Below are 24,389 nucleotides of genomic sequence, written 5' to 3'. Positions count from 1 at the left end.
AAAGGCTTCGCCCACGGCATTAATTGGGCTATTGTCGGAGCGCGTTTTGTAGGTTACAATGCATCTACAAGTGAGGTGACCGCTGATGGATAAGTGTCCGTTTTGCGGTATCGTCCAAGGCCAACTGTCAGCGCAGCGGGTTTACGAGGACCAAGACGTCATAGCGTTCAAAGACGTGGCGCCTCAGGCCCCGGTGCATATTCTGGTTGTGCCGAAGGCCCATGTTCAGAGCGCCTCGGCGGTAGAAGACCCAGCGCTGTGGGGCCGCCTCATGACCGCCTGCACCTTGGTAGCCCGTCAGCTGAAGATCGAAGATTTTCGGCTAGTGGTCAACTGTGGAGCGGCGGCTGGTCAAACAGTCCCCCATCTTCATGTTCATCTCCTAGCAGGACGTCTGCTGGGCTGGCCTCCGGGCTAGGTAGAACATGAGTGGCAAAGAAAGGAGGGATTTGTTTTGACGACCGTGGTAAGAAAAGAAAATGAGTCGATTGAAGACGTCCTGCGCCGTTTCAAGCGGGACGTTTCGAAGACAGGTGTGCTTCGCGAGGCCCGGAAGAAAGAACACTACGAGAAACCGAGCGAGGCGAAGAAGCGGAAGCGCCAGGAGCTCTCCCGCCGCCGGGCGAGAGGATAAGGGCCATGTCAACTATGTTGGAACGGATCTGCGCAGATCTGAAAACAGCCATGAAGAGCCGCCAAGACCGGGAAGTCGCTGTCCTGCGGCTTCTTAAGTCCGAGGCTCAGAAACTTCAGGCCGACAAGGGCGTCTCCTATCAGATCACCGACGAGGACGTCCAACAGATCGTCCGCCGGCAGATCAAGCAGCGCCAAGAGGCGGCGGAACAGTACGCCGCAGGCGGAGCACAAGAGCGGGCTGACGATGAACTGGCAGAGGCCAAAATCCTTGAAGGATACCTTCCTCCTCAGATGAGCCGATCTGAGCTTGAGGCGCTGGTCCAGTCTACGCTTGACGAGCTGGGACTTACGTCCCCAACGGCCAAGGATATGGGCCGGATCATGGGCGCTGTGATGCCCAAAGTCAAGGGGAAGGCGGATGGAACGGCCGTCCGGGCCGTCGTTTCCGATCGAATGTCCCGATAAGTCATTGAGGGGTCTGGAGCCTGCTCCGGACCCCTTTTATCTATATCTGTGGAGCATGACTTTGGGCGGACGAATGGTTTCTTTTACGTCGGAAGACGCGTCTCATTTAGGGCAGATTCTGACGCGTTTTGGGATAAGTTCTCGCGTTTTTCGTACGGAACGAAATAAAAAATCGAAAAAATCTGTTCCATATTTCGTGTCTTATACTGGACTTACTGATGAAATTGAAGGCCTTGCGGCAGATAGGGCGAGTAGTCCTCAGGCAGTCCCTGTTTCATGAACTCGGCCTTTCTGTTCCAACCGTTGGGGTCTGGCGCGTTACCGCGCCCCCAAGCCGCCGCGGGGTTTTCCCCGCCCAGTCCAGCTAATAGGTTCGTCAAGTCGCCCGGGTTGGCCTGCTGAGCCTGCCCTCCTCCGTTCCCGCTCTGGCCGTTGGAGCCAAAGGTCGAAATGGTACTGGCCGTTCCGGCAGACGCGAGCCTCACGGTGTAGGCGTTCTTTCGGTAGTTCCCTACTCGAGGCGCGGGAGCTTGGTAATAAATGACCTGAGGCGCTTGTACCTGCGGCGGCTCTTCCTTGGCCTCTTCGACCGCTTTGTTTTGTGCCGGAGCTTCTACGTTTGATGGAACCTTGGACGGTTCCGGCGGCGTCGCGGTCGTCGCCTTAACGGCGGTCGGAGCGTCAGCCGCCCGGAAGTGGCCTTTCGACATAGAAATCGCAACGGCGACAGCGGCAAAAAGGATCATGATCCCGAAAATAATTACGTACCGTATCCGCTTTGAAAGCGGCTGTTTCTCCTGATATTCGTTGTGGTTAAACGCCGACGGCCCCATAACGTTCAAACCTGCTCTCTAACGCTCAGGCGTCGCCGACAAGGGCACCTGACGGATAATCGCAACTCGCTTCGCTCCAAGTTTCAAGTAGGCTTTGTCGAACAGCCGGTCTACAACGTAGTAGCGGCCATCGGAGACGCGGTAGTTGACGAGCGTGTCTTTCCCATCAAGGCAGATGTAGAGGGCCGGCGCTTCGCTGATGTTTCCCGGCATGTTGATATAGGTCTTCATCCCATCGTCGAACACCGCCAGAGGAAGCCAGTCCAGTTTCTTGTTCCCCGCAACTTTGAGGGTGTAGCGGGTAAAAAGGTTCGACGTGTTGAGCGCCTTGCTCTTTTCCCCGCCGGCGAAAGACGATGAGCCGCCGGAGACGAAAAGTTTATTCAAGTCGCCCGACTCGCTCCCGTCCGGGTAGGAGAACGCGACGCTCGGTAGGTACTTGTCCCCGTCGGTGGCCGTCAGGTCGAGGTTGTACGTCCGTCGGTTCGTGTTGATAACGAGGTTCGTGCTGATTCCAGCCGTGGACGGCTTGATAATGACGTGCTTGACCGACTGTCCGCGGGCGATCGACTCAGACGGCTCAAACGTCCAACGAGTGGTGTCGCCGGCGTGAATGCCGAGAATTTCCTCACCCGGAGCCAGCCGCAGATCCGTTACCCTAAACGGGCGGCAGGTGACGCGCGGAACGGCTTCGCCGTACGGGAAGATGACGACGCCCTGTTGGCCCATGTACGGGTTCGCGGCTCGCTTCGCTTCGTCGTACTGCTGGCGCAGTTTCATCGCCAGCTTGTCGTAATCCCGGAGCTTGATTTCCCTGTCGAGCGCTTCCCATTCCTGAATGGCGCGAACTTCGTCAGGGTCTGGCGTTTCCGACTCGGACGGGCCGTAGTAATCAGGCTGGTTCATGGTCGGGTCGTCGGGCGACAGATCGCCCGGCTGTCCGGGCTGAGAGGATAAGACGGTGGGAACGACCGGCTCCGTCGCCGCCGGAGCGGGGAAATGCCCCGTCGCGTTAAACGACGCGATTTCCGCCGACGTGAACAGTTGCTTTGCACTCGCCCCAGTCGTTACAAGGCACAAAACCAAAACAGACAGACCAAAATCTCTAACCTTCATCAATAAACTCCTTTCGCTGAATTAGCTGATATCCCGCGCGACGTTGATGTCTACAACGTAGATTCCAAGCGGGTTTTTCAATACGTCTGATAAATCCTGAACCGGCGATAGGGCGATGGTGATGATGGCCCGCCAAGCGCTTCGCTCTGTCACAAGCCCTTCGTCCACCGCTTCTTCCGTCCAAAGCACCTGCCATGCCTTGCCGCTTCGGCCCTCAGGTAGAATCGTCTTAATCTGTACCTGTCGGGTTGCCTTCGTCCGGCCCTGTGCGGCCCCGAACGGGTCAGCCTTCGAGTAGTACTCCCCAACTGCCGTCTGGGCTGAACTGCCGTCGGCGATGTAGTCATATACGCTCTTTATGAGGGCGTTCTGCGCTCCGACGTCACTGACGGTCGTTCTCAGGTTGACGATGAACCGGCCAACGGCGGCCATGATGACCTTGGGATCTGTGTTCTCTACCTGCGTTCCCGGTTTAATCGCCACGGCGTACCCCTGTTTGTCCACCTGCACGATGTAAGGCACGACCTTATTCGTTGAGGCGAGCCAGAGCATACCGCCGCCGAAAACGGCCAACAGAACGAGCGTCCCCATGCAGAACCGCCGCCACGTTGCCGCGTCCCTGACGGCGGAGCCGTATCTGTCCCCGTACTCCCGCCGCGCCGATAGATACGGGTTTTCGTCCCTCGGCGACTTGCGTTCCATCTTGGCGGACGCCAGTTCGGCTCTGCTTTGTCTTAATGGCTGTCCTGCCGATTCTTCTTTTTGCCGACGAAATAAACTCACTCATAAACCTCCTTGTGCTTGACATTTTTGTAATGAAAGGTACAATATATATGTACATAAATTAACGATAAACGCGCGCGATATCCTTACACAGATTGGGGGTGATCCAATGCTGGCAAGTACCGTCGCTCAGGTGCGCAACAACTTCAAAGACTACTGCGACAGGGTGGTCGATGACGATGAAGTGCTTGTAATTACCCGACCGGGAGAACGAAACGTGGTGATGATGAGCCTGAAAGAGTTCACCGCCTTTCAAAATCAGATGTATCTTGCAAAGGCAGACCGAGCGCTGGAACAGATCAAGACCGGGAAAGGGATTCCCAAAAAGCTGAAAGACTTAAAAAGCTAGTTCTCCGGCGGGTCAACGTACACGTTGGTTCTGTCGCCGAGTAACCGCGTCGTTCGCCAGTGCTGGTTTCCGAATATGAGCGTGTTGAGCGCGTAGTGTCCCATTCCCTTCGCGCCGGCCCAAGCGCCAGAAGCGCCGTCCATTTCAGGCGGGTCAACGTACGCTCCCGGTTTGTCCGCGCTGTTTTCGTTCCGTCTCATCCGTTCTGCCGCCTTACGTCTGGCGACTAAAGACGCCTGAGCGAAGTCGCTTCCTACCCGGGACGGAGCGCTTGCCATGCCCTTTGCGGCCATGAGGCCGCCAATAGCGGCACCGCCCGCCATAACCGGGGCCATTGCCGCCGCGCGGAGCGCCGCTGTACCGCTTCCACTGACGGAAGAGCCGGTGATGATGCCCTGAGCGATGGACGGTACCATCTGAGCCGCGAGAACCATGAGGACGGCGACGCCGAGCAGGTACCCAATCGTTGTCCAAAAGTCCGTGTTGATGACGTTCAAGGCCCGCACCGTCACTATCGCGTCGTTGCCGAAGTGCATTGCAAACCCTGAAATGAGCATGATGATGAGGACTTTGACGCCGACACCGATGGAGTATTTCAGGTACTGGAACCCGATGTCGCGGGTGTACTCGAACCCGGCAAAGCCGACCATGACGCTCCCGCCGCAGATGACGAGGTACGCTTCGATGAGCGTGACCGCGAATGTCGCCGCAAGAAGACAGAAGCAGAGGAAGATGAAAACGCCGACGAGCACGGCACCGATTGAGTTTCCAAATCCCTCCGCAGAGTCGAAAAGCGTGCCAAAGATTTTGACGCCCCGGGTCAAAAGCCCTGTCGGAGTAATCTCTATCCCCGTCGCATTGAAACCAATTCGGTCAAATGATTGAAAAATAAGTTTCGGCCAACTGGGCATGGCCGCGTCGTTCGCCGCTCTCCACGGGATGGTGAGGCCTTGGATGATCCAGAAGAACACGCCGGTGTAGACCATCCACCGCGCCAGTGAGCCGAGAATGCTGGTGAGCGTGGCTTCGCCGGTGAGAAGAAGCCGGGCGAGGATGATTCCCAACGACAAGAGCGAGAGCCAGAGGAAGAGCGTTCGCCCCGCTGGAGCGATTTTGGCCATGAAGACGTCGCTTTTTTCCTTAATCAAGTTAATGATGCCGTCCGGGTTTTGTATGTTCGAGAGCACTTGCGCCGCATGGTCGGTTTCTTGTTTGGAATAAACGGTGTCTTTATATTTATCTCCGTCTTTCAGAGTCCCCTTCCCCTCAATCGTTGTTCCGTGGAACTCCGGCAGGTCTTTAATATCTTTGGGTGGGTTTTTCCACTCGTCGTAATTTGACGGCACGTCAGGAACTTTAACTTTCTTGTTCTCTCCGACAACGACTGAACCGGGAGGAACCGTTCCGGGCGGGTCTGCAAACGCAGTCCCGCTCAGGGCGAGAAGACAAAGGCAAGTAACAATAGCAAGGACTTTTTTCACGAAAGTCACCTTCTTACGGACAAAATATGGTTAAATAAGATCGATAAAAACATCTTGATAAGGAGCGGACAAATTCATGGACAATAAAACTCAATCGATTCTTCTCGGCGTCATCGCCGCCGTCGTGCTAATTTGCGGAGCCGTATATCTGGACGGCCAATATGAGGAACACCGAAAAGCCGAACTGCGGCACGAAAACTATAAAAGGGCCGCCGAAGTTGATGTAAAAAGCCCCGGAGTAAAACATTCGTGGGAATGAAAAAGCTCTCTCCTAACGACACCGAAAGGTGTCGTTTTTTATTCCCAAGAGTGCTTCACCCCCGGAGAATTAACCTGTGCTTCCGCGGCGCGCTTGTAGTTCTCTTTACGAAGCTGTTCCCGAGCGAGTTCTTCGTCGATTTTGTCCCGCTCGCGGGAGCTGAGCAGGTCGATGAGCATTGCCATGTCCTGATGCTGGCGGGCTAAGAGCTGGTTCGTCTCGGTCACCATGCCGCCTAAGACTTGTAGCGCCTGAACCTGTCCGTTCGTGTTCATCATGTGCTGGAGCATTTGCATTCGCCGCTGGCCTTCGGCCTTTGAGGTTTGGGCGGTGACACCAAGTTGTTGCATGTAAATTTCTTGAGTGTCTTTCCACTGCCGTTGACGGAACGTCGCGGCGGCGACAATATCGTTGATTTTTTGCCCTTCGGCGTCTTTCGGGTCGTAATATCGAACCTTAAACTTGTTCATGAGGTCGTCAGAGCCATACGTGACGGCCTCTGTTTTTTTCAGCACATCCATGGTCTGGTTGTAGACGTTGAGGATCTCGAAGTTCAGGCCGGAGAGGGAGCCTTTGACGTTGGACGCGAGGCTTTTAATCATCTGAATCTGGTTTCGTACCATCTGTACCTGCTGGGCGAGTTGCTTTATCTGCTCTATCCTCTGCAACACCTGCATTCCGTAGGTGGCTTTCCACGCCCGCGCGGGTGCGGCGAGGAGAAGCGAGAAGACGAGGGCGGTTCCGATAAGGCTCCAAACGCTAGTCCGTTTCTTCATGTGGGCTGATGCCTCCTTTGAGCGTTTCGTATTCGTTCTGCCGGCGTTTCATGAGTTCCCGAAGCCGGGCTATTGAGTCCTCCGGCACGCCTTCGTTGTCGTTAAACGGGGTTTGAGACGTAAGGCGTTCTGTTTCTTCTTCGGCGCTCTCTTCTTCTGTCCCTTCTTTCTTGCTGTATTCGCGGTTCAGTTTTGCCCATCGATCCGCCCAGCGATCGAGACGACGAATCCTGAGCCACTGCCCCGGCCAATCCGGCCCGAACTCTTTCGAGAGGCTTTTTACTTCGGCGAGGTCGTCAGCGCCGCTGGCGCCGACAAAGGAGAGGGCGACTTTTCCCAGTCCCAGCCCAAAGAGCCGCCGGCCTTTGGGGCTGATGTAGTAGTACTCGCGCTTCCGTACCATGTGAGCGATGAGGTCAACCTGCCGGGTATTGAGCTGCAAGTAGTTTCTGTAGCACTCGCTCATGGCCGGCGACTTCGCGTCCGGGTTGGCGAGGAGGATCTTTGTGGGGCAGGACTCAAAAACGGCGTCACGGATAGGGCTGTTAACGACGTCGGTGATTGACTGCGTGGCAAGGATGACTGCGCAATTCAGCTTTCGGAACGTTTTCAGCCACGCGCGAATCTTCGCGCTGAACTGTTCGTCCCTCAGAGCCGTCCAAGCCTCATCGATGATGAGAAGTGACGGCTTCCCGGTGAGTCGCCGCTGAATTTGGAAGAACAAGTACGACAGCACAGCGGGAGCTATCTTGTCTCGATCAAGCAACGCGCTGATCTCAAACACCGAGAACGGGCTGTACGTGATATCGTCGTGATCCCCGTCCAGCAAGTACCCGCCGTTCTGATCCAGCGAGTAAAAACTCAACGCATCTTTGAGGCGTTCGTCCTGTAATGACGTGATAAAGGCCGTCAGCGTTCGCTCAGACGCCTCACTTGTGGATTCGGCTAGGTTGTTCATAGCCTCAATAAGAAGAGCGCGTCTGGCGGGCGTCACAACCCCCGGCTCGACCATTTCTATGAGGCTTTCCAGCCATTCGAGCGCCCAGTCTCGGACGTCAGGCTGGTCTATTTCGGCCAGCGGACAGAGGCTGATGTCCTGCTCTCCTCTGGCGAGGTCATAAAAGACGCTGTGCCTGAACGACTGCGCCAGCGGATAGATACTGCGCCCGTTGTCAAAGACGAATACCTGTGAATCTTGATATCGGTTGAATTGAGCGGCTATCGTCGCCAACAGCGTTGATTTCCCGGAGCCGGTAGGGCCTAGGATGAGCGTGTGGCCGACGTCGCCGACGTGGAGATTGAGGGCAAACGGCGTCGCGCCTTGAGAGGCCGCTTGGATGAGTGCCGGTGATCCCGCCGGGTAGAAGGGGCACGGGCACGTTGTTTCTCCAACCCAGTCGCAGGACAGAGGCAGGATATCCGCGAGGTTGAGGCTCGTTATGAGAGGCTGTCTGACGTTCTCCCGGCTGTGGCCGGGGAGCGAACCTAGAAAAGCCTCAAGGTTGTTCATCTTCTCGATCTTTGCCTGACAGCCCGCCCGTTCGAAAATCTTGACGACTTCACGGGCCGCCGCCGATGGGCGGGACTGGGTATTCTCTGTCTTTTTGGTGTTATGCTTGGAGCGATTTTGTCGAGAATAATGTAGTTTAAAAGCCCTCTCCCTTCATAGGGGAGAGGGCTTGACGTTGCCCCTTCTTTGTCTTACAATGTAATGCAAGCAAGGAGGGAGGGATGAACTATGTCGAGCATCACAATCAGGGTAACCGAACGCGAAAAAACAGTTCTTGAGAACTTTGCGGCTGAGCGTCAGCTCACCGTATCCCAGTTGTTACGTCAAAGTGCTTTGGATCGGGTTGAAGATGAGTACGACCTTGCCATTTATCAAGAATATCTTGCTCGGCGGGACAAAGAGTATATCCCCTTTGAAGAGGCCGTCAAAGAATGGTATTGAAGAAAAGCTACAGAGTTCTTGTTGAGAAAACTTTCCAACGCAAGGTAAAGCACTTGCCACTTGAGGCGAAGCGACTCATTGAAGACTTCATTCGCCGTAGACTTCAGGGTTGCGAAAATCCAAGAGCTTTTGGACACGGGCTTTCGGCTAACTTAGCGGGGCTTTGGCGGTACAGAGTTGGTGATTACAGAATCATCTGTGATATCCAAGATGAGCAGCTAATTGTCATTGCCCTCGCCTGTGGCAGGCGAGACAGTATTTACAGCGACTGATTTTATGTTAAGAATGTTTTTGCTAGTGTAACATTAGGTATAGAACGTTGTATTTGATAATGTAAAAAGAGGTGTTATAAATGCTCTTGCAACTTGAAAGACAGATAGAAGCTAGACTACATACGATTGCAAAAGAATCAGGTCATACAGAAGAGTGGCATGTCCAACAAGCCCTGAATCAATATCTCGAAGACTTAGAAGACGCGGCTATCGGTGATGAGGCGTATCAAGAATATTTACGCTCTGGGAAGAAGTCTTATACGATGGAAGAGGTGCGGATAGCCTGTGGATTGGACGATTGAATGGTCTGAACGTAGTTTAAAAGATTTACAGTCTCTAGAAAAACAGGTAAGAAATCGCGTTTATAGCTATTTAGATGTAATTAGCAAGTTGCCCAACCCACGGCTTCGGGGCCGGAGTTTAACAGGAAATTTAGATGAGTATTGGCGATATCGGATCGGAGATTATCGAGTCATCTGCGATATCCAAGATAACAGACTAATTGTTCTTATTCTTCAAGTCGGTCACCGTAGGGATATCTATAAACGAAGAAGTTTAATGAGATAAAACGGCGATGGTTGCTAATATGACCCGCGCAGTTTCAGGCGCGGGACGGCCGCAGGCCGAGCAGTATAAAGGCCACTCCCTGAAAGGGGAGTGGCCTTGATGTTATTTTCTTTAAGCTGACTTTAGCCTAGTGTCTCTACTGCCGCGCTGAGTTTTGAGGGCGCAAGATGAGCATACCTTAGCGTCATCGTCAAAGAGCCGTGACCTAGTAATTCTCGGACAGTGTTAAGATCGATGCCTGACATTACTAGTTTTGACGCGAAGTCGTGTCGCAAGTCATGCCAGTGGAAATTGGTAATACCCGCTTTCTTGAGAAGGGTTCGCCATGCTTCATCACAACTTGACCTCGGCCAATCGCCGCGCGGCGACGGGAAAATGTATCTATTCCCTTGTGGTTGCTGTTCTCGCCATGCTTTAAGCGTCTCAAAGGCAAGGGGAGACAAGGGGATCCGGCGACTTTTCCCGGTTTTGCATATTTCGCCACGCACAAGGACTGTTTTTGCGTTAAAGTCGATATCTCGCCACTCTAACTGCAACATTGCTCCGCGCCGGATGCCTGTTTTAAGCGACAGGGTGATAAGTGGTTCTAAATAATCGGCATATCTCCCCTGTATGTTCTTGTTATTTTTTCTGAGTCTCTTATCCCGTTCTTTGAGCGCGTTTTTAAGCCTTTCTTCTTCGTCGGGAGCAAGATATCGAATGCGCTCGGTGTTTTCATATTTCATTTTTTCGTTGATTTTGATTGGTGCGATAAGTTTTTGACTTACGGCATAGTTCAAACAAGCGCGAACGTCGCTTTCGTATCGTTTAACACTAATTGGGCGAAGACCTGATTGTAAAAGTTGTTCCCTGATCTTTACGATTTTTTCTGCTGATATGCTAGAAAGAGGTTTATGAAGATTTTCTTTGAGAATACGTAGAAGTATAGATTCGGTTAATGAAGCTGTTTTAGGGCGCTCTCTTCTAACTTTAGGAATGTAGATTTCCTTTAGAAATTTGTGTACCGAAAGTTCAGTCTCTCTTTCTGTGAGCCGTTCTTCTTGCGGATCTTGTCCGAGTGCTATTCGACCTAAAACAGATTTACAGATATCTCGTGCCTGTGCTAATGTTAAATACGTTGCTGAACCAATCTTGAACTTTCGAAGTTGTCTGGTTTTCCCTCGGTACACAACGTAAAAGGTTCTTGCGTGCTTCCCGATACGAAGCATGAACCCGGTTGTTACGGTGTCAAAAATCTCAGTACCAATCAGATCGTCAGGTGGTTTGGACACTAGATTTTGAGTGAGTTTTACTCTCATGGTGAGGTCGCCTTCTTTGGGAACATCTATGGAACAAGTTTATTATATCTCAATATACCAATTGGATATATGGGGATATAATAAAGCCGAAAAATCATTGCAATCACAGGTTTATTAGTTCTAGATAAGTCATCTTGATGTATGTACGACTATATTTTTAATCAATGGAGGTGAAAGGCGTGAAGTGTCCTCGGTGCGATTTTTCCGACACTCGGGTAATTGAGACCCGACCAGTCGAAGGCGGGGAAGCGATTCGCCGCCGGCGCGAGTGTCCGCTGTGCAGCTATCGGTTTACCACATACGAACGGGCCGAGGGCGGCCAAGTCCTCTGGATACGCAAGAAGGACGGGCGCCGCGAGGCGTTCGACCGGGAAAAGATCGTCCGGGGGATGAGCCGCGCCTGTGAAAAACTCCCCGTTTCTCTGGAGGCGATTGAGGAAGCCGCGGCGTCGGTCGAAAAGAAGCTGCGTGGCGAAGGCGGCGAAATTCCCAGCAGCAGGATCGGCGACTTGGTGATGGAAGAGCTGCGGCAGCTCGACAAGGTGGCGTACGTGAGATTTGCCGCAGTCTATCGGGAGTTCACCGATTTGAACACCTTCCAAGAGGAAATACGCCGGCTCATTCGCGAGGACGTGGCCCGGGAGGATAGCAGCGAGAACTGATGATCCGCCGCATGGCGGTTCAGAAGGATCGTGAAGAGCCGAATGACGCGGCTCTTCATTTTGTGTCATAATATGACAGTTTTGTCCCTGCCTGGAGGAGGCGAACCTGTGAAGTCCATTAATTTGCCCAACATGCTGAGCCTGTCGAGGATATTTTTGGCTCCGCTTGTCATGCTGCTGCTGACGACGAAGATCGACCAAACGGTCACCCCTCTGGCGGCAGTGGGGCTGTCGGTCACGTACAGCGACCTTCTGGCCGGGCTCGTGTTTATCGTTGCCGCGTCGACTGACGCAGTTGACGGCTACATTGCCAGGCGCCGCGGGTTGATAACGAACCTTGGCAAGTTCATTGATCCGCTTTCCGACAAGGTGCTGGTGATCGCCGCGCTCGTCGCCCTTGTGGAGCTTCACCGCCTGCCCGGCTGGATGGTCATGGTCATCGTGGCCCGGGACTTCGTCGTCAGCGGCCTCAGAATGGTGGCTGCCGCCGAAGGACAGGTCATCGCGGCCTCCCGGCTCGGCAAAATTAAAACGGTTTCTCAGATCATCGCTATCGTGATGATGATCTTTAAGCTTCCTCTGGCAATAGAAGTTATGTGGGTAAGTTTGGCTCTGACCGTCTGGTCCGGCGCCGTGTACGTGGCCAACGGTTGGGATCTGATTACCGACAGCAACTAAATGGGCTGTCCGCTGAGGCGGACGCCCTTTTCGAGAGGTGACGTGATGTTTGAAGGACTGAAAAAGGCTCTTGGGCTCGATCCGAACGAGAGAAAACTGAAACGCTACCGGGCAAAGGTCGCTGAAATCAACGCGCTGGAGCCGAAAATTCGCGAGATGACCGATGAGGCCATCAAGGAGCGCGCTCTGGCCATTCGCGCCCAGCTGAGCGAACTGGCGGCCAAATGGAAAGTCCCTGCCAACCACACCGTTGACCCGGAAGAAGCGGCGAACTTTCAGGAAGGCCTCTCCCAGATCAGCAGCGCGTCCAACGAGCACTTGACGGAAGTGTTTGCACTGGCCCGGGAGATGGCTCACCGCAAGCTCGGCCTGCGGCCGTTTGACGTCCAGCTGATGGGTGCGATGGCGCTTCACGAGGGAAACATCGCCGAGATGAAGACCGGCGAAGGAAAGACCCTTGTAGCACCTCTGGCGGTCATCCTCAACGCCTATACTGGGCGGGGAGTTCACGTGGTAACGGTGAACGACTACTTGGCCAAGCGCGACGCCGAGTGGATGAAACCGCTGTACGAGGCGATGGGCTGTTCGGTTGGCGTTATTTACGCCTTCATGGACCAGCAGGAGCGCAAGAAAGCGTACGACTCGGACATCACGTACGGGACCAACAGCGAGTTCGGTTTTGACTACCTGCGCGACAACATGGTCAACAGCGCGGAAGAGATGGTCCAGCGGGGCCATAACTTCTGCATCGTCGACGAAGTCGACTCAATCCTCATCGACGAGGCCAGAACGCCGCTGATCATTTCCGGTCCCTCGCAGGACGACCCGGAAGCCTATCGAATTGCCGACGACATCGCCTGTCAGCTGGAAGGCTACGTCAAAGACCCCAACGAATTTCAGTCCCGCAACTTCCTCGAAAAACAGGAAATCGTCGAGCCTGACGCGGACTATCAGGTGGACGAGAAGGAAAAGAGCATTTCGCTGACGTCCCGGGGCATTGCCAAGTGCGAGAAGCTCCTGAACGTGCCCGGTCTGTTCTCCGACATGGGGCACGCCGACATGGCGCACCGGATTCAGCAGGCTATCAAGGCCCACAGCCTGTTCAAGCGCGACGTGGACTACGTGGTCAAGGACGGGGAAATCGTCATCGTCGACGAGTTCACCGGTCGGCTCATGTTCGGCCGCCGGTACTCCGACGGGCTGCATCAGGCTATCGAGGCCAAGGAAAAGGTCACGGTCGGCAAAGAAAGCCAGACGCTTGCCACCATCACGCTGCAGAACTACTTCCGGCTGTACGCCAAGCTGGCCGGTATGACCGGCACGGCGGCGACCGAGGCCGAAGAGTTCAAGGAAATTTATGGGCTCGGCGTGGTCGTCGTTCCCACGAACCAGCCGGTGATCCGGGAGGACAAAACCGATCTGATCTATCGGACCAAGGTCGAAAAGTTCGCCGCCGTGGCTGACGTCATCGAAAAAATTCACGCCACCGGCCGTCCGATCCTCGTCGGAACCGCGTCGGTCAGCACGTCGGAAAACGTCAGCCGCCTTCTGAAAGCGCGGAAGGTGCCTCACCGGGTGCTGAACGCCCGGTATCACGAGATGGAATCGGCCATCGTCGCCCAAGCTGGCCGGCTGGGCGCCGTCACCGTAGCGACCAACATGGCGGGGCGCGGAACCGATATCGTGCTGGGCGGCAACCCGGATTTCTTGGCTAAAGAGGCGTTTAAGGAGAGAAACCTTGACCCGATCAAGGACAAGGAAGCGTGCGACTCTATTCGCCGCGAGTTTGCCGACGCCTGCGCGAAGGAAAAAGAAAAGGTTCTTCAGCTGGGCGGCCTGTGCATTATCGGCACCGAACGTCACGAAGCTCGGCGCATCGACAACCAGCTCCGCGGCCGTTCCGGCCGTCAGGGTGACCCGGGGGCGAGCCAGTTCTACCTGTCGCTGGAAGACGACCTGCTTCGCCTGTTTGGGGCGGACCAGCTTCAGGGGCTTTTAGGGCGGCTCGGCATGGAAGAGGGCGAGGCGATGGAGGCCAAGCTCCTCTCCAAGGCGATCGAGAGCTCCCAGAAAAAGGTTGAAATGGTTCACTACGACATCCGCCGTCAGCTTCTGCTGTACGACAACGTGATGAACCAGCAGCGCGAGGCCGTCTACGGCGAGCGGAGCCATATCCTGTTGGCCGAAGACCTGATCGAGCACGGGCGCCAGATGGCCGAAAGCGTCGTCGAAGACATCATGGACGCCGCGTTCCCGGAGGACGCACCCAGCGAACCGTCATTGGCGGCGGCTCGGCTGCAGGAAGTGTTCTGGCCGGGCGTTGAAAATCATCTGGCCGGGGTGGACGACCGACACAACATGGCAAAAGCCCGGGAGGCGATCGTGGCCGAGGTGGGCGACCGGTTCGACCAGCGGGTCAAAGAACTCACCCACGACGTGGCCAACAGCGTGTTCCGGTTTATCTCCCTCCACGTCCTTGACGGCGCGTGGAAGGAACACCTTCTGGGAATGGACGCGCTCCGTGAAGGGATTGGCCTGAGAGCCGTCGGTCAGAAAGACCCGCTGATGGAGTACAACTTCGAGTCGTACAACCTGTTCAAGGAGACGATGGCTCGAGTTCGGGAAAACATCATCAAGCTGTTCTTCAAGGTGTCTCTCGTCTCCGATGAAGACCGACGCCGCCAGGAACAGTCCAGATATCACGCGCCTTCCGGCGCTTCCATGCCGCTGCCCGGTCAGAGCAACTCCGGGTTCGGCGGCCCCATGTCCAGAGGCGGATACTTCGGCGCCGGGGAGGCCCCCGCGCCGAAGCGGGTTCCAAAAGTCGGCCGGAACGACCCGTGCCCCTGCGGTAGCGGGAAAAAGTACAAGAACTGCTGCGGCCGGAACGCGTAGGGAGGTGGCGCAATGATGATGCGACTGAACCGTCTGACCCGATCTTTGGCCGCGGCGGCAGCGTTGGTTCTGCTGTCGGCGGTGAGCCTTGCGGCAGCCGAAACCGTGACGCTGCAGGACGTGCAGTACTTGGAGGAGAACTCTCCAACTCTGGAACAGGCTGGCAGCCACGCGGTGGTCTGGCAGCGGACAGTTCACTTTTTGACCGATGAGGACGGGCGGGCCGTCAAAGACGTTCGTCTCATCGTGCTGGCCGACTCTTCCATGCCGTTCGACTGGCTGCAGAACCAGCTGATCGTCCCTGCGGGCTGGGAACTCGTCGTCGATCAGGCGACCTGCTTCGACTTGGAGAGTTCGGCTGGAACGCAAGAGGACATTCCCCTTCGGTCCGGCGCTGAGCAAGGCGGCGTCGCTTGGATGAACTGGCCCCACTGGGTCGACGGAACCCGCGTCATCGTCCTGTCGTACCGGCAGATCGGGCCGGCCGGCCGGCCAGCCAGCGGCATGGTGTGGCTTGGTGAGCCGTATCCGGTCAGAGAAGGGGAAATTGCCATTCGGCTGTCGACCGACCAAGAGCTGTATTACAACTCAAGTTTAGGCCAGTCGCCTGCGATTTCCGACGAGAAGCCGTACTTCTGGTACCGCTGGTATTACGCCCAGCAGCCAGCCAGACGGGGAAGCTACGGGCTGATTGACCGGTCGGATCCGTACTTGGTTCTCAGCCTGACGTCCGGGACGAACAGAATTGCAGAGGCTATGCAGTCCGCTGAGTCTCAGCCGGCTGAAAACCTCCCCGGAGCGATTCGCCCGTTTTCGGCCTCTGACACGCCCCAGCAGATTGTCCAAGAACTTGACGCGGCGTGGAAAGACAGCCGGATTCATATGTCAGGCGCTGAGGTGGCGCGGGATCCGAAGGATCGTCAGTTTCCGCTGACAGATCCTGAAATGGCTGCGGCGGCCTGCGCTCGGCTTCGTCAGGGGGGCTTCGACGCTCATATTTGGTGGCAGTCTCCGATGGGGATCCAAAAAGACATGCCCGACGCGCCGGAAGTCCTGTACCGGCCCGCTCTGTCCATCAAGGCGCCCGGCCAAAGCAAAGCGTGGTTTTACTTCCCCGGCGGGACCAGCGACCCGGGGCGGCAGCCGGAGGCTCTCGACGGTCGGTATCTGTTCGGCGTGAAGTCCAGCGCAAAGCCTAAAGGGAAATCCAGCGGGAAAGTCATTCCTCGCTATATGAAAGCCGGAAGCTTTGTGAACATGCGGCTGACTGCCGTCTGGGACCTGAACGCTCAAAATGACGGCACGGTTTCGGGAACCGCCACGTTCATCGTCCGCCGTCCATGGCCCAGTATCGTTTTCCCGAATGGCGCGGGAAAAGACGGGCTGCAGAACTTCAGCAGCTTGGGCGACTGGTATCACGGTACGCCGCTTGATATCTCGACAGAGCCGGACGGAAGCGTCAAGGTCAAGTTCGCCGTTTCGAAAAAATCCGCCGTTCCGGCAGAGAAGGGCTTGATGGTCTCCCTGCCGTCCCTTGAACTGCCGGCGTTTGATCAGCTGAGAGCTCTTTCCGGACAGGTGGGGCTGAAGTTCCCGTTCGTCATGGAGCAGAGCTACACGGTTAAGATCCCGGGAAAGATGCACCCGATGGTGCTTCCGAACAGAGGCAGTCAGGTTCTTCCCGGCGCCGAGTACTCGGTTACTCAAAGGTTTAACCGGGTTCAAAACGCCGTGACCAGTCAGGAAAAGATCATCGTCAAGACCACAGAAGTTGACAGCTCTTGGGCTGAGCAGTTCTACAAACTTCTTGGGCTTTGGGGGCTTTGGAAGAACAACTCGCTGGCACTGGTGCTGTAAGTCAGCAGTTCGGAAAGTCATTTTGCAAGCTCCGGCGAACGTCGGAGCTTTTCTGTTCAAGAGAGGAAGAAGCACATGAACGAAAGTCTTGCTGCACTGCAAACCAGCGTTACCGCCGCGCTTGCGAAGATCGCTCAGGAAAAGGGCATTCAGCTTCCTGAGACGTGCCGCGTCGAGTTTGAAAGGCCCAAGGACGAATCTCACGGCGACTGGGCGACCAACGTCGCCATGAAGTGCGCCAAAATCCTTGGAACGCGACCCAGAGACTTGGCCGAGCGGCTGACGTCGCTGATCGACGATTCAAAGCATATCGCTTCGATGGAAGTGGCCGGCCCTGGGTTCATCAACTTCCGCCTTTCAAACCAGTGGATGGACGACTTGGTGGCCCGAATCGCTGAAAACGGGGAAAACTACGGCAAAAGCTCTGTCGGCGCTGGCCGGTCCGTTCAGGTGGAGTTCGTGAGCGCCAACCCAACAGGCCCTCTGCACGTGGGGCACGGTCGGGGCGCGGCTGTCGGCGATGTGGTCGGCAACATCTTGGCGTTTGCCGGTTGGAAAGTCGAAAAGGAGTACTACGTCAACGACGCCGGCCTGCAGATCAACATTCTCGCCAAGTCCATCTTGGCCCGGTATTTTGAGCTGCAGGGCTGCCCGGAGAAGCTGCCGTTCGACGACGCGCCGGGAGCGATGTACAAAGGCGCGTACATTTACGACGAGGCCCGCCGGGTCATTGAGGCGGTCGGCAACAAGTTCGTGAACTCCTCTCAGGACGAGGCTCTGGCGTACCTTCGTCAGTTCGGCGCCCAGCATATTCTGGAGAACATCAAAAGCGATCTGGCTCGGTTTGGTGTGAAGTTTAACCAGTTCTTTTCGGAGAAGTCGCTGTACGACCGCGATTTAGTCAGGAAGGCCGTGGAGACGCTTCGGGAAGCGGGGTATGTCTACGAGAAGGACGGAGCCCTGTGGTACCGGTCCACCGACTTCGGCGACGACAAAGACCGGGTTCTGTTCCGTTCCACCGGGGAGCCCACGTATTTTGCCTCCGACGTGGCGTACCATAAAGAAAAATTCGACCGGGGCTTTGACCGGGTCATTGACGTGTGGGGTTGCGACCACCACGGCTACGTGCCGCGGATCAACGCGGCGCTTCGCGGCCTTGGGAAGGACGAGGGCGATTTCAACGTCCTTTTGATTCAGTTCGTCAACCTAGTCAAAGACGGCCAGATCGTCGGCATGTCGACCCGAGGCGGAAAGTTTGAGACCTTGGCGTCGCTGCTGGATGAGGTCGGCGTCGATGCGGCCCGGTATTATTTCCTGATGCGACGCTCGGACAGCCAGCTGGATTTTGACATGGATCAGGCCAAGCGGGAGTCATCGGACAACCCGGTGTACTACGTCCAGTACGCTTACGCGCGGATTGCCAGCCTGACGCGCAAGGCGCAGGAGAAAAACATCGACATGACCAAGCCGCTTCCGTTTGACGGGCGTCTGATGACGTCGCCGGAGGAAAAACGCCTTCTGACGGCTCTTGAGACGTTCCCGGGCGAGCTTGAACGGGCGGCCGCGGGATTGGAGCCTCACCTGCTGGTGACGTACGTCCACGAGCTGAGCGGGCACTTCCACGCCTTTTACAACAGCTGCCGGATCCTCGACGAGGACGAGCCGCTTCGGTCGAGCCATTTGGCTCTCGTTCAGGCCGTCAGGATGGTCCTGAAAAACTGTTTCGGCATTCTGGGATTTTCAGCGCCTGAAAGGATGTAAAGATGCGGCTTCGGTGGGCTATTTTCCTCGCGGTTTTAGGACTGGGCGCTGCAGTGTACGTCACCACCTGGCGGCGGGAGGTCGCTCATCGTCAGGAAGTTCAGGCGTATCTGGCCCAAAAACAGGAGGAGGCCCGCGCGGCTCAAGACCAACTGGCCCGCCGGAAAGATCACGTCGAGTTCCTGAAAACGCCTGAAGGGCAGGCGTGGGCGGCCCGTCGGGATTTGAACATGGCGTTTCCCGGGGAGAAAATCTACCGTCTGGACGACGGCTCCTTGCAGGAGCCCAAGAACTGATATATAATCCCTAAATGCAGTTCCCTGCCCTTCATGAGGAGGGCCACAGTCCATAGGGAGGAGGTGGTGCACGTGCGTCTCTACGAAATGATGGTCATTATCAATCCGTCCGTCGAAGAGCACAGCGCCGAAATCAAGGGTATTGAGGAGTTGGTTGCCCGTCTCTCCGGAGAAGTAACCAAGTCTGACCTCTGGGGAAAACGCCGTTTAGCCTACGAGATCAAGGGCCTCAACGAGGGCATTTACGTCGTGTTCGAGCTGAAGCTCGATCCGTCGGCATTGTCGGAGCTCGATCGGCTGATGAAGCTGCGTCCGAACGTCGTCCGTCACATGGTGACCGTTCGGGACGAGAAGTAGGAGGCTTTTCACCATGGCACGGGGATTTAACCGAGTGATTCTGGTAGGAAACCTGACGAAGGATCCGGAACTTCGCTACACGTCTAGCAAGACGCCGGTAGCGAGTTTTACCTTGGCGGTCAACCGCACGTGGAAGGGCAAGAACGGAGAGCTTCAGGAGGACGTGGCGTTTGTTCCCATCGTCGTCTGGGGCGCTCAGGCCGAAAACTGTGAGCGGTACCTTTCCAAGGGGCGGGCGGCCCTCGTTGAGGGGCGCATTGCCACCCGGTCCTATGAGGATAAGTCCGGACAGAAACGGTACGTGACTGAAGTCGTCGCCGACACAGTTCAGTTCCTCGGCGGCGGAAGCCGGGACGGCGATCAGTCCGAAAGTTCAGGACCTCGCCAATCGTACGGCGCTCCTAAGCGCGGCGACGAGCCGGCCAATCTTCGGTCTGGCTTCTCGTCATACGGCGAGGACGACAGTTTCCCGATGGATATCTCCGAAGTCGGTCCTTCCGGCGGCGAAGCGGAGATCCCCTTTTAGCCAGCAGAAACATTATTGAGGAGGTCAGGAAATGCCCTTTCAGGGAGGAAACAACAACCGGCGGCGGGGTAAACGCCGTCCGAAGGTTTGCTATTATTGCGCTGATAAGCTCGAACACGCCGACTATAAGGACGTGGATCGGCTGAGAAAATACGTGAGTGAGCGCGGGAAGATCGTTCCCCGCCGGGTGACTGGCAACTGCGCCAAGCACCAGCGCCAACTGACGATTGCCATTAAACGGGCGCGTTTTATGGCTCTGTTGCCGTACACTGCCGATTAGTTCAGATTTGGACGCAGGGGAGGGGAAGCCGACGCGGCTTCTTCTCCCTTTTTTCAAAGAAAGGGGATGCCCAGATGAATCTTCGGATGCGTTCACCGGCGGCGGCTCTGTCCTTGGGCGTCCTGTCCGGGGCGTTCTATGCGGCGTGGAACCTTCCATTCGTCAGCTTCGCCGTGATGTTGTGCGCCGTGCCGTTGGCCGTCGCGTCCCGTCTTCTTGGGCCGGCCGGCGGCGTCGGGGCGCTCGCCTGCGCCGCCGGGACCGTTGCGGCTGTCCTGTCGCCCTATCACGCTCTGGCTTTCTTTTTAGCTTGGGGGGCCTGTGGGCTCTGCCTTGGTCTCGCGGCCAGAAGCCAAAGCGCCGGGGAAACGTTTCTGGCCGGGCTGACCGCCACGATATTGGGCATGACGGCGTTGGGAGGCTGGCTCTTTTACGCCACAGGCCAAGGGCCGGCTAAACTTCTCGTCGCCAGCCTGACTGGCCTCTACCGAAACGTGCTGCTCCAAGCGCCTCAGGCCGCGGCGTATTTCGGCGCGGTGCGTCAAGCGGCTGCGGTGGTGCCGACCGTGTTTCCGTCGATTCTCGTCTTGAGCGCCATGTGGCTGACAGCCCTCTCTTACGGTTTGTCGTCGCTACTGCTCCGTCGGACGGCCCTGCCGATGCCGAAGCTGCCCAAGGTGACGGAGCTGCGAATGCCTTCCAGCGTTCTTTGGGCGTACCTTTTCAGCTTGGCGGCGCTGGTGCTGTCGCGGCTGTCGTTTCAGGCGGCCCAAGTCGCTTTTATCGTCGGGGTGAACCTTGAGCTGGTCATTCGGGCGCTGCTACTCGTACAGGGGCTGTCCTTGGCCGGCTGGTGGGCAAAACGGTTCGGATTAAGCTGGTGGATCTCAGTTCCGCTTCTTATCGCTGCGGTTGCCGTGCCGGTTCTCGAGCAGGGGGCCGTGGTGCTGGGCGTCGTAGACCTGTGGCTTGACATCAGGAAACGCTACGGAGGTGTGAAACAATGAAGGTTATTCTTAAAGAAGATGTCCGCAAGTTGGGCAAGAAGGGCCAAGTCGTGGAAGTTTCCGACGGGTACGGGCGCAACTACCTGATCTCCCGCGGGCTGGCCGTTGAGGCGACCGCCTCGACGATGAAGGTTCAGGCGGAACGCGACGCGGCGGAGCGCCGGAAGGACGAAAAGCTTCGGGCGGAAGCCGAGTCGGTGAAGGCCCGCATCGCCGGGAAAGTTGTTCGGGTGTCTATCCCGGCAGGCGAGGGCGGAAAGCTGTTTGGAGCCGTTACCAGCGCGCAGATCGCCGAGGCCCTGGGGGCCCAGTACGGCGTGAGCGTGGATAAAAAAGACGTCAAGCTCGACGGCGTGATCAAGGCCCTCGGCGGTTATCCGCTGACCCTGAAGCTTCACCCTGCCGTCGACGCTTCCATGACCGTTTCCGTCGAGGCTCAGTAATGCCCGTCCCGCAGGTCAGATCCCTCCCGTCGAGCCCAGAGGCTGAACGTGCGGTGATCGGCGGCTGCCTGCTGGATCGAAACGCCCTCATTGAGGTTCAGGACATTCTGTCCCCGGATGACTTCTTCGACGCCCAGCCCAGAAGGGTGTTCGAGGTCATGTGCGACATGACCCGGAGGGAACGGCCGGTCGACGTCCTGACGACGAAAGATGAGCTGAACCGGCGGGGTGACGGGGATCCGGCGTCGGACCAAAACTTTTTGGTCGAGTGCGCGGACATGCTGCCCACGGCGGCGAACGCGGCGTACTACGCCCGCATCGTTCAAGAGCGGGCGCTGAGACGACGCGTGATTCAGGCGGGGCAGAAAATCGCCCAGTTAGGGTACGAGGGGCAGTGCGAGACCGAGGAGCTGTTGGAAGAGGCCGAGCGGATGATTTTTGAGATCTCCCGCCGGCGCAACTCGTCCAACTTCCAGCGGGTCGGCGACCTGCTGTCTGAGGCAATTGAACAGATTCAGGCGGCCTGCGCTCGGGACGGCGATCTGACCACCGGCGTTCCCACCGGGTTCAGCGAGCTTGACCGGCTGACCGGCGGCCTGCAGCGCGGCGCGCTGAACATTTTGGCCGCCCGTCCTTCGATGGGGAAAACGGCGCTCGCTTTGAACGTGGCCCGGAACGTGGCGGTCAAGCAGGGCAAGCCGGTTTTGGTCTTCAGCCTCGAGATGGGGGCGCTCCAGCTGGCTCAGCGTCTGCTCGGCGCCGAGTCTCGGATTAATATCCACGACATGTTCAGCGGCCTGATGCAGGGCGGCGATTGGGTTCATCTGACCGAGGCGGCCAGCGTCTTGGACAAGGTGCCTCTTTACATCGACGACCGGTCCCTGATGTCCACCATGGAGCTCAAGGCCCAGTGCCGAAGGTTTAAGGCTCAGCACGAGGACTTGGGGCTGATCGTGGTCGACTACCTTCAGCTGATGAACTCGGCTCGCCAGGCGGAGAGCAAACAGCAGGAAGTGGCCGAGATATCGCGTGGCCTGAAGGCCGTGGCTCGGGAGCTGGACGTGCCGGTGTTGGCGCTCTCCCAGCTTTCACGGGCCGTCGAAAGCAGAAACGACAAGCGGCCTCAGCTGTCCGACCTGCGCGACAGCGGCGCTATCGAGCAGGACGCCGACTTGGTGGCGTTCCTCTTCCGACCGGAGTACTACGATAAGGACAAGGACCCCGAAGAGACGAGCAGCGTCTCATTTGTCGATATCGCCAAGCACCGCAACGGCCCGACAGGGACGGCGAACTTGGTGTTTATCAAGGAGTTCACTCGCTTCGAGGACGCCAGCACTCGGCTTGACCCTTCAAGAATGTAAGATGCCACGGCAGAAAAAGCGCCCGTTCATCCCGCGGTTGCGGGACGAACGGGCGCTTTCGTGTCTTCACGCCGTTACTTTTTTGGCGGCTCGGGCGTCCAGCTGAAGTCGTCCAGCCCGACGGCCTGGACGCGGCGCCTGAGGTCCAACTTGATTCGCTCCAGCGCGGCGCTGTCCTTGCCCTCACACCTGAGGGCGATCACAGGCTGAGTGTTCGACGCTCGAATCAGCCCCCAGCCGTCACCGTAGAGGATTCGCACGCCGTCAACCGTCACGGCCTCGTGGTCCTTGACGGCCTGATCGGTGATCTCCTTGACCTTCTCGAATTTTTCGCTGTCCGAGCAGGGGATACGAACTTCCTCGGTGCCGATGTACTTCGGCATGTCGCTGACCAGCGCGGACATCGGCCCCTTCGTCCGGGAGAGGAGCCTGAGGAACCGGCCGGCGGCGTAGAACGAGTCGTCGAAGCCGTAGAACTCGTCGGCGAAGAACATGTGTCCCGAGTACTCGCCGGAGAAGAGCGCGCCGATTCGCCGCATCTCGGCCTTAACGAGCGAGTGTCCCGCCTTGTAATAGTACGGGACGCCGCCTAAGCGACGCACTTCGTCCTCTAACGCCTGAGAGCACTTGACCTCGATGATGGCGGTCGCGCCTGGGTGCTTGGGCAGAAGCTCGCGCCAGATGAGTGCCATGAGCACGTCGCCCCAGATGATCTCGCCTTTTTCGTCAACGACGCCGATTCGGTCCGCGTCGCCGTCAAAACCGAAGCCGATGTCGGCGTGGACTTCCCTCACAAGCTTGGCCAAGTCAGCCATGTTGGCTGACTTCTGTGGGTCCGGGTGGTGGTTCGGGAACGTCCCATCCGGCGTCTCGTAAAGCGCCGTGACCTTGCAGCCTAACGACGTGAGGAACTGACGGATCCCGAGCCCGGCCGTCCCGTTGGCCGTGTCCGTCACGACGTGCAGAGGTCGGTCGAGGACGATTTTGCTTTTCAGCATGGCCAAGTAGTCGGGCCAGAGGTCTTTCTTCTCCGTCCCTCCCTTGCGCGCTGACAAATCGAAGTCACCTTCCAAAGCCATACGGCCGACTTTTTGAATTTCCTCGCCATACAGCGTAGCCCTGCCGAGCGCCAGCTTGAGCCCGTTCATCTCCTTCGGGTTGTGGCTGCCTGTGATCATGACGCCGCCGTCGGGCTTGAGCTCGAACAGGCTCCAATAGAGCAGCGGCGTGGTGGTGACGCCGAGGTCGATCACGTCCAGCCCGCAGTCGGTCAGGCCGGCGATGACGCTCGCGCGGATCCGTTCGGTCGAGAGCCGGACGTCGCCGGCGACCGTGACCCGACGGCCGCCCTTGCGGGTCAGGTAGGTCCCGAACGCCCTGGCGATGGCTAGGACGTTGGCGTCGCACAGGTCAGTATCCGCGATGCCGCGGATATCGTATTCCCGGAAGATGGTTGGGGAAAGAGCTGGTGTCATGGAGG

The 24,389-nt window shown here is 57.1% G+C and carries 29 protein-coding genes; 21 read left to right on the top strand and 8 right to left on the bottom strand.

Annotation, left to right across the window (positions count from 1 at the left end; translation table 11 throughout):
* The first annotated feature begins 85 nt into the window (after positions 1-85).
* The 3 genes from JONANDRAFT_RS06165 to JONANDRAFT_RS06155 are packed head-to-tail and all read left to right on the top strand — an operon-like array spanning position 86 to position 1,101.
* A complete protein-coding gene (locus JONANDRAFT_RS06165; RefSeq protein WP_008521693.1) occupies positions 86-418 on the top strand; it encodes a histidine triad nucleotide-binding protein in 333 nt (110 codons plus the stop codon).
* 36 nt (positions 419-454) lie between these two features.
* A complete protein-coding gene (gene rpsU, locus JONANDRAFT_RS06160) occupies positions 455-634 on the top strand; it encodes a 30S ribosomal protein S21 (protein WP_008521692.1) in 180 nt (59 codons plus the stop codon).
* Between the two features lie 5 nt (positions 635-639).
* The gene (locus tag JONANDRAFT_RS06155; protein WP_008523205.1) at positions 640-1,101 is read left to right on the top strand and encodes a GatB/YqeY domain-containing protein; all 462 of its coding nucleotides are present in this window, start codon (positions 640-642) and stop codon (positions 1,099-1,101) included.
* Between the two features lie 212 nt (positions 1,102-1,313).
* Here JONANDRAFT_RS06155 and JONANDRAFT_RS06150 read toward each other — a convergent pair whose 3' ends face one another.
* The 3 genes from JONANDRAFT_RS06150 to JONANDRAFT_RS06140 are packed head-to-tail and all read right to left on the bottom strand — an operon-like array spanning position 1,314 to position 3,833.
* Positions 1,314-1,943, bottom strand: coding sequence for a hypothetical protein (locus tag JONANDRAFT_RS06150; RefSeq protein ID WP_155801305.1), 630 nt, complete (start codon positions 1,941-1,943; stop codon positions 1,314-1,316).
* A 9-nt stretch (positions 1,944-1,952) separates the two neighbouring features.
* Positions 1,953-3,050 carry a TrbG/VirB9 family P-type conjugative transfer protein gene (locus JONANDRAFT_RS06145; protein ID WP_008523203.1) on the bottom strand — a complete coding sequence of 366 codons (1,098 nt, stop codon included), beginning with the start codon at positions 3,048-3,050 and terminating at the stop codon, positions 1,953-1,955.
* Between the two features lie 21 nt (positions 3,051-3,071).
* Positions 3,072-3,833, bottom strand: coding sequence for a VirB8/TrbF family protein (locus JONANDRAFT_RS06140; RefSeq protein WP_008523202.1), 762 nt, complete (start codon positions 3,831-3,833; stop codon positions 3,072-3,074).
* Between the two features lie 109 nt (positions 3,834-3,942).
* Between JONANDRAFT_RS06140 and JONANDRAFT_RS06135 the strand changes: the two genes are divergently transcribed.
* Complete coding sequence (locus JONANDRAFT_RS06135) at positions 3,943-4,182, top strand: type II toxin-antitoxin system Phd/YefM family antitoxin (RefSeq protein WP_008523201.1); 240 nt, start codon at positions 3,943-3,945, stop codon at positions 4,180-4,182.
* Here JONANDRAFT_RS06135 and JONANDRAFT_RS06130 read toward each other — a convergent pair.
* Positions 4,179-5,663, bottom strand: coding sequence for a type IV secretion system protein (locus JONANDRAFT_RS06130; RefSeq protein WP_008523199.1), 1,485 nt, complete (start codon positions 5,661-5,663; stop codon positions 4,179-4,181). The two genes, JONANDRAFT_RS06135 and JONANDRAFT_RS06130, sit on opposite strands and share 4 nt — an antisense overlap.
* A gap of 76 nt (positions 5,664-5,739) precedes the next feature.
* Here JONANDRAFT_RS06130 and JONANDRAFT_RS06125 point away from each other — a divergent pair, with 76 nt between their 5' ends.
* The gene (locus tag JONANDRAFT_RS06125) at positions 5,740-5,922 is read left to right on the top strand and encodes a hypothetical protein (RefSeq protein WP_008523198.1); all 183 of its coding nucleotides are present in this window, start codon (positions 5,740-5,742) and stop codon (positions 5,920-5,922) included.
* A 38-nt stretch (positions 5,923-5,960) separates the two neighbouring features.
* On the opposite strand, the gene JONANDRAFT_RS06120 is transcribed toward JONANDRAFT_RS06125, so the two are convergent.
* Entirely contained in the window at positions 5,961-6,698 is a 738-nt protein-coding gene (locus JONANDRAFT_RS06120) for a TrbJ/VirB5 family protein (RefSeq protein ID WP_008523196.1), read from the bottom strand.
* Positions 6,682-8,208: a TraG/VirB4 family ATPase gene (locus JONANDRAFT_RS08520; protein WP_008523195.1), complete on the bottom strand. Its 1,527-nt coding sequence runs from the start codon at positions 8,206-8,208 to the stop codon at positions 6,682-6,684. Before JONANDRAFT_RS08520 ends, JONANDRAFT_RS06120 begins: the two co-directional genes overlap by 17 nt.
* A 228-nt stretch (positions 8,209-8,436) precedes the next feature.
* Between JONANDRAFT_RS08520 and relB (JONANDRAFT_RS06110) the strand changes: the two genes are divergently transcribed.
* The 4 genes from relB (JONANDRAFT_RS06110) (at position 8,437) to JONANDRAFT_RS08095 (ending at position 9,488) form a co-directional block, all read left to right on the top strand.
* A complete protein-coding gene (relB, locus tag JONANDRAFT_RS06110; RefSeq protein ID WP_008523194.1) occupies positions 8,437-8,649 on the top strand; it encodes a type II toxin-antitoxin system RelB family antitoxin in 213 nt (70 codons plus the stop codon).
* Entirely contained in the window at positions 8,640-8,921 is a 282-nt protein-coding gene (locus JONANDRAFT_RS06105) for a type II toxin-antitoxin system RelE family toxin (protein ID WP_008523193.1), read from the top strand. Before relB (JONANDRAFT_RS06110) ends, JONANDRAFT_RS06105 begins: the two co-directional genes overlap by 10 nt.
* An 80-nt stretch (positions 8,922-9,001) precedes the next feature.
* The gene (gene relB, locus JONANDRAFT_RS06100; protein ID WP_008523192.1) at positions 9,002-9,223 is read left to right on the top strand and encodes a type II toxin-antitoxin system RelB family antitoxin; all 222 of its coding nucleotides are present in this window, start codon (positions 9,002-9,004) and stop codon (positions 9,221-9,223) included.
* Positions 9,207-9,488, top strand: a complete 282-nt coding sequence (locus JONANDRAFT_RS08095) for a type II toxin-antitoxin system RelE family toxin (RefSeq protein WP_008523191.1) — start codon at positions 9,207-9,209, stop codon at positions 9,486-9,488. Before relB (JONANDRAFT_RS06100) ends, JONANDRAFT_RS08095 begins: the two co-directional genes overlap by 17 nt.
* Positions 9,489-9,610: 122 nt before the next feature.
* Here JONANDRAFT_RS08095 and JONANDRAFT_RS08090 read toward each other — a convergent pair whose 3' ends face one another.
* Entirely contained in the window at positions 9,611-10,786 is a 1,176-nt protein-coding gene (locus JONANDRAFT_RS08090) for a site-specific integrase (protein ID WP_008523190.1), read from the bottom strand.
* 179 nt (positions 10,787-10,965) lie between these two features.
* Here JONANDRAFT_RS08090 and nrdR point away from each other — a divergent pair, with 179 nt between their 5' ends.
* The 12 genes from nrdR (at position 10,966) to dnaB (ending at position 22,909) form a co-directional block, all read left to right on the top strand.
* Entirely contained in the window at positions 10,966-11,448 is a 483-nt protein-coding gene (gene nrdR, locus JONANDRAFT_RS06095; protein WP_008523189.1) for a transcriptional regulator NrdR, read from the top strand.
* A gap of 108 nt (positions 11,449-11,556) precedes the next feature.
* Entirely contained in the window at positions 11,557-12,126 is a 570-nt protein-coding gene (gene pgsA, locus JONANDRAFT_RS06090; protein ID WP_008523188.1) for a CDP-diacylglycerol--glycerol-3-phosphate 3-phosphatidyltransferase, read from the top strand.
* 45 nt (positions 12,127-12,171) lie between these two features.
* Positions 12,172-15,021 (top strand): preprotein translocase subunit SecA, encoded by a 2,850-nt coding sequence (secA, locus tag JONANDRAFT_RS06085; protein ID WP_008523186.1) that lies wholly within the window; start codon positions 12,172-12,174, stop codon positions 15,019-15,021.
* Between the two features lie 12 nt (positions 15,022-15,033).
* The gene (locus JONANDRAFT_RS06080) at positions 15,034-16,878 is read left to right on the top strand and encodes a hypothetical protein (protein ID WP_035786952.1); all 1,845 of its coding nucleotides are present in this window, start codon (positions 15,034-15,036) and stop codon (positions 16,876-16,878) included.
* Positions 16,879-16,953: 75 nt separating this feature from the next.
* On the top strand, positions 16,954-18,639 hold the full coding sequence (gene argS, locus JONANDRAFT_RS06075) for an arginine--tRNA ligase (protein WP_008523182.1): 1,686 nt from the start codon (positions 16,954-16,956) through the stop codon (positions 18,637-18,639).
* A gap of 2 nt (positions 18,640-18,641) precedes the next feature.
* The gene (locus JONANDRAFT_RS06070) at positions 18,642-18,935 is read left to right on the top strand and encodes an FtsB family cell division protein (protein WP_008521685.1); all 294 of its coding nucleotides are present in this window, start codon (positions 18,642-18,644) and stop codon (positions 18,933-18,935) included.
* Positions 18,936-19,007: 72 nt separating this feature from the next.
* Positions 19,008-19,292 carry a 30S ribosomal protein S6 gene (rpsF, locus tag JONANDRAFT_RS06065; RefSeq protein WP_008523181.1) on the top strand — a complete coding sequence of 95 codons (285 nt, stop codon included), beginning with the start codon at positions 19,008-19,010 and terminating at the stop codon, positions 19,290-19,292.
* 13 nt (positions 19,293-19,305) lie between these two features.
* Positions 19,306-19,818: a single-stranded DNA-binding protein gene (locus JONANDRAFT_RS06060; protein ID WP_008521683.1), complete on the top strand. Its 513-nt coding sequence runs from the start codon at positions 19,306-19,308 to the stop codon at positions 19,816-19,818.
* 31 nt (positions 19,819-19,849) lie between these two features.
* Positions 19,850-20,098 (top strand): 30S ribosomal protein S18, encoded by a 249-nt coding sequence (gene rpsR / locus JONANDRAFT_RS06055; protein WP_008521682.1) that lies wholly within the window; start codon positions 19,850-19,852, stop codon positions 20,096-20,098.
* Positions 20,099-20,172: 74 nt separating this feature from the next.
* Positions 20,173-21,105 (top strand): DUF2232 domain-containing protein, encoded by a 933-nt coding sequence (locus JONANDRAFT_RS06050; RefSeq protein WP_008523180.1) that lies wholly within the window; start codon positions 20,173-20,175, stop codon positions 21,103-21,105.
* A complete protein-coding gene (rplI, locus tag JONANDRAFT_RS06045; RefSeq protein WP_008521680.1) occupies positions 21,102-21,548 on the top strand; it encodes a 50S ribosomal protein L9 in 447 nt (148 codons plus the stop codon). Before JONANDRAFT_RS06050 ends, rplI begins: the two co-directional genes overlap by 4 nt.
* Positions 21,548-22,909, top strand: a complete 1,362-nt coding sequence (gene dnaB / locus JONANDRAFT_RS06040) for a replicative DNA helicase (protein WP_008523179.1) — start codon at positions 21,548-21,550, stop codon at positions 22,907-22,909. The genes rplI and dnaB overlap by 1 nt, the downstream gene beginning before the upstream one ends.
* Positions 22,910-22,983: 74 nt before the next feature.
* On the opposite strand, the gene JONANDRAFT_RS06035 is transcribed toward dnaB, so the two are convergent.
* Positions 22,984-24,384, bottom strand: a complete 1,401-nt coding sequence (locus JONANDRAFT_RS06035; RefSeq protein WP_008523178.1) for a phosphomannomutase/phosphoglucomutase — start codon at positions 24,382-24,384, stop codon at positions 22,984-22,986.
* Between the last annotated feature and the right edge of the window lie 5 nt (positions 24,385-24,389).

This window comes from Jonquetella anthropi DSM 22815, assembly GCF_000237805.1.
In the GTDB taxonomy this organism is placed as follows: domain Bacteria; phylum Synergistota; class Synergistia; order Synergistales; family Dethiosulfovibrionaceae; genus Jonquetella; species Jonquetella anthropi.
The sequence above is the reverse complement of the archived record's forward strand: the minus strand, read 5'-3'. Positions and strand labels throughout refer to the sequence as shown.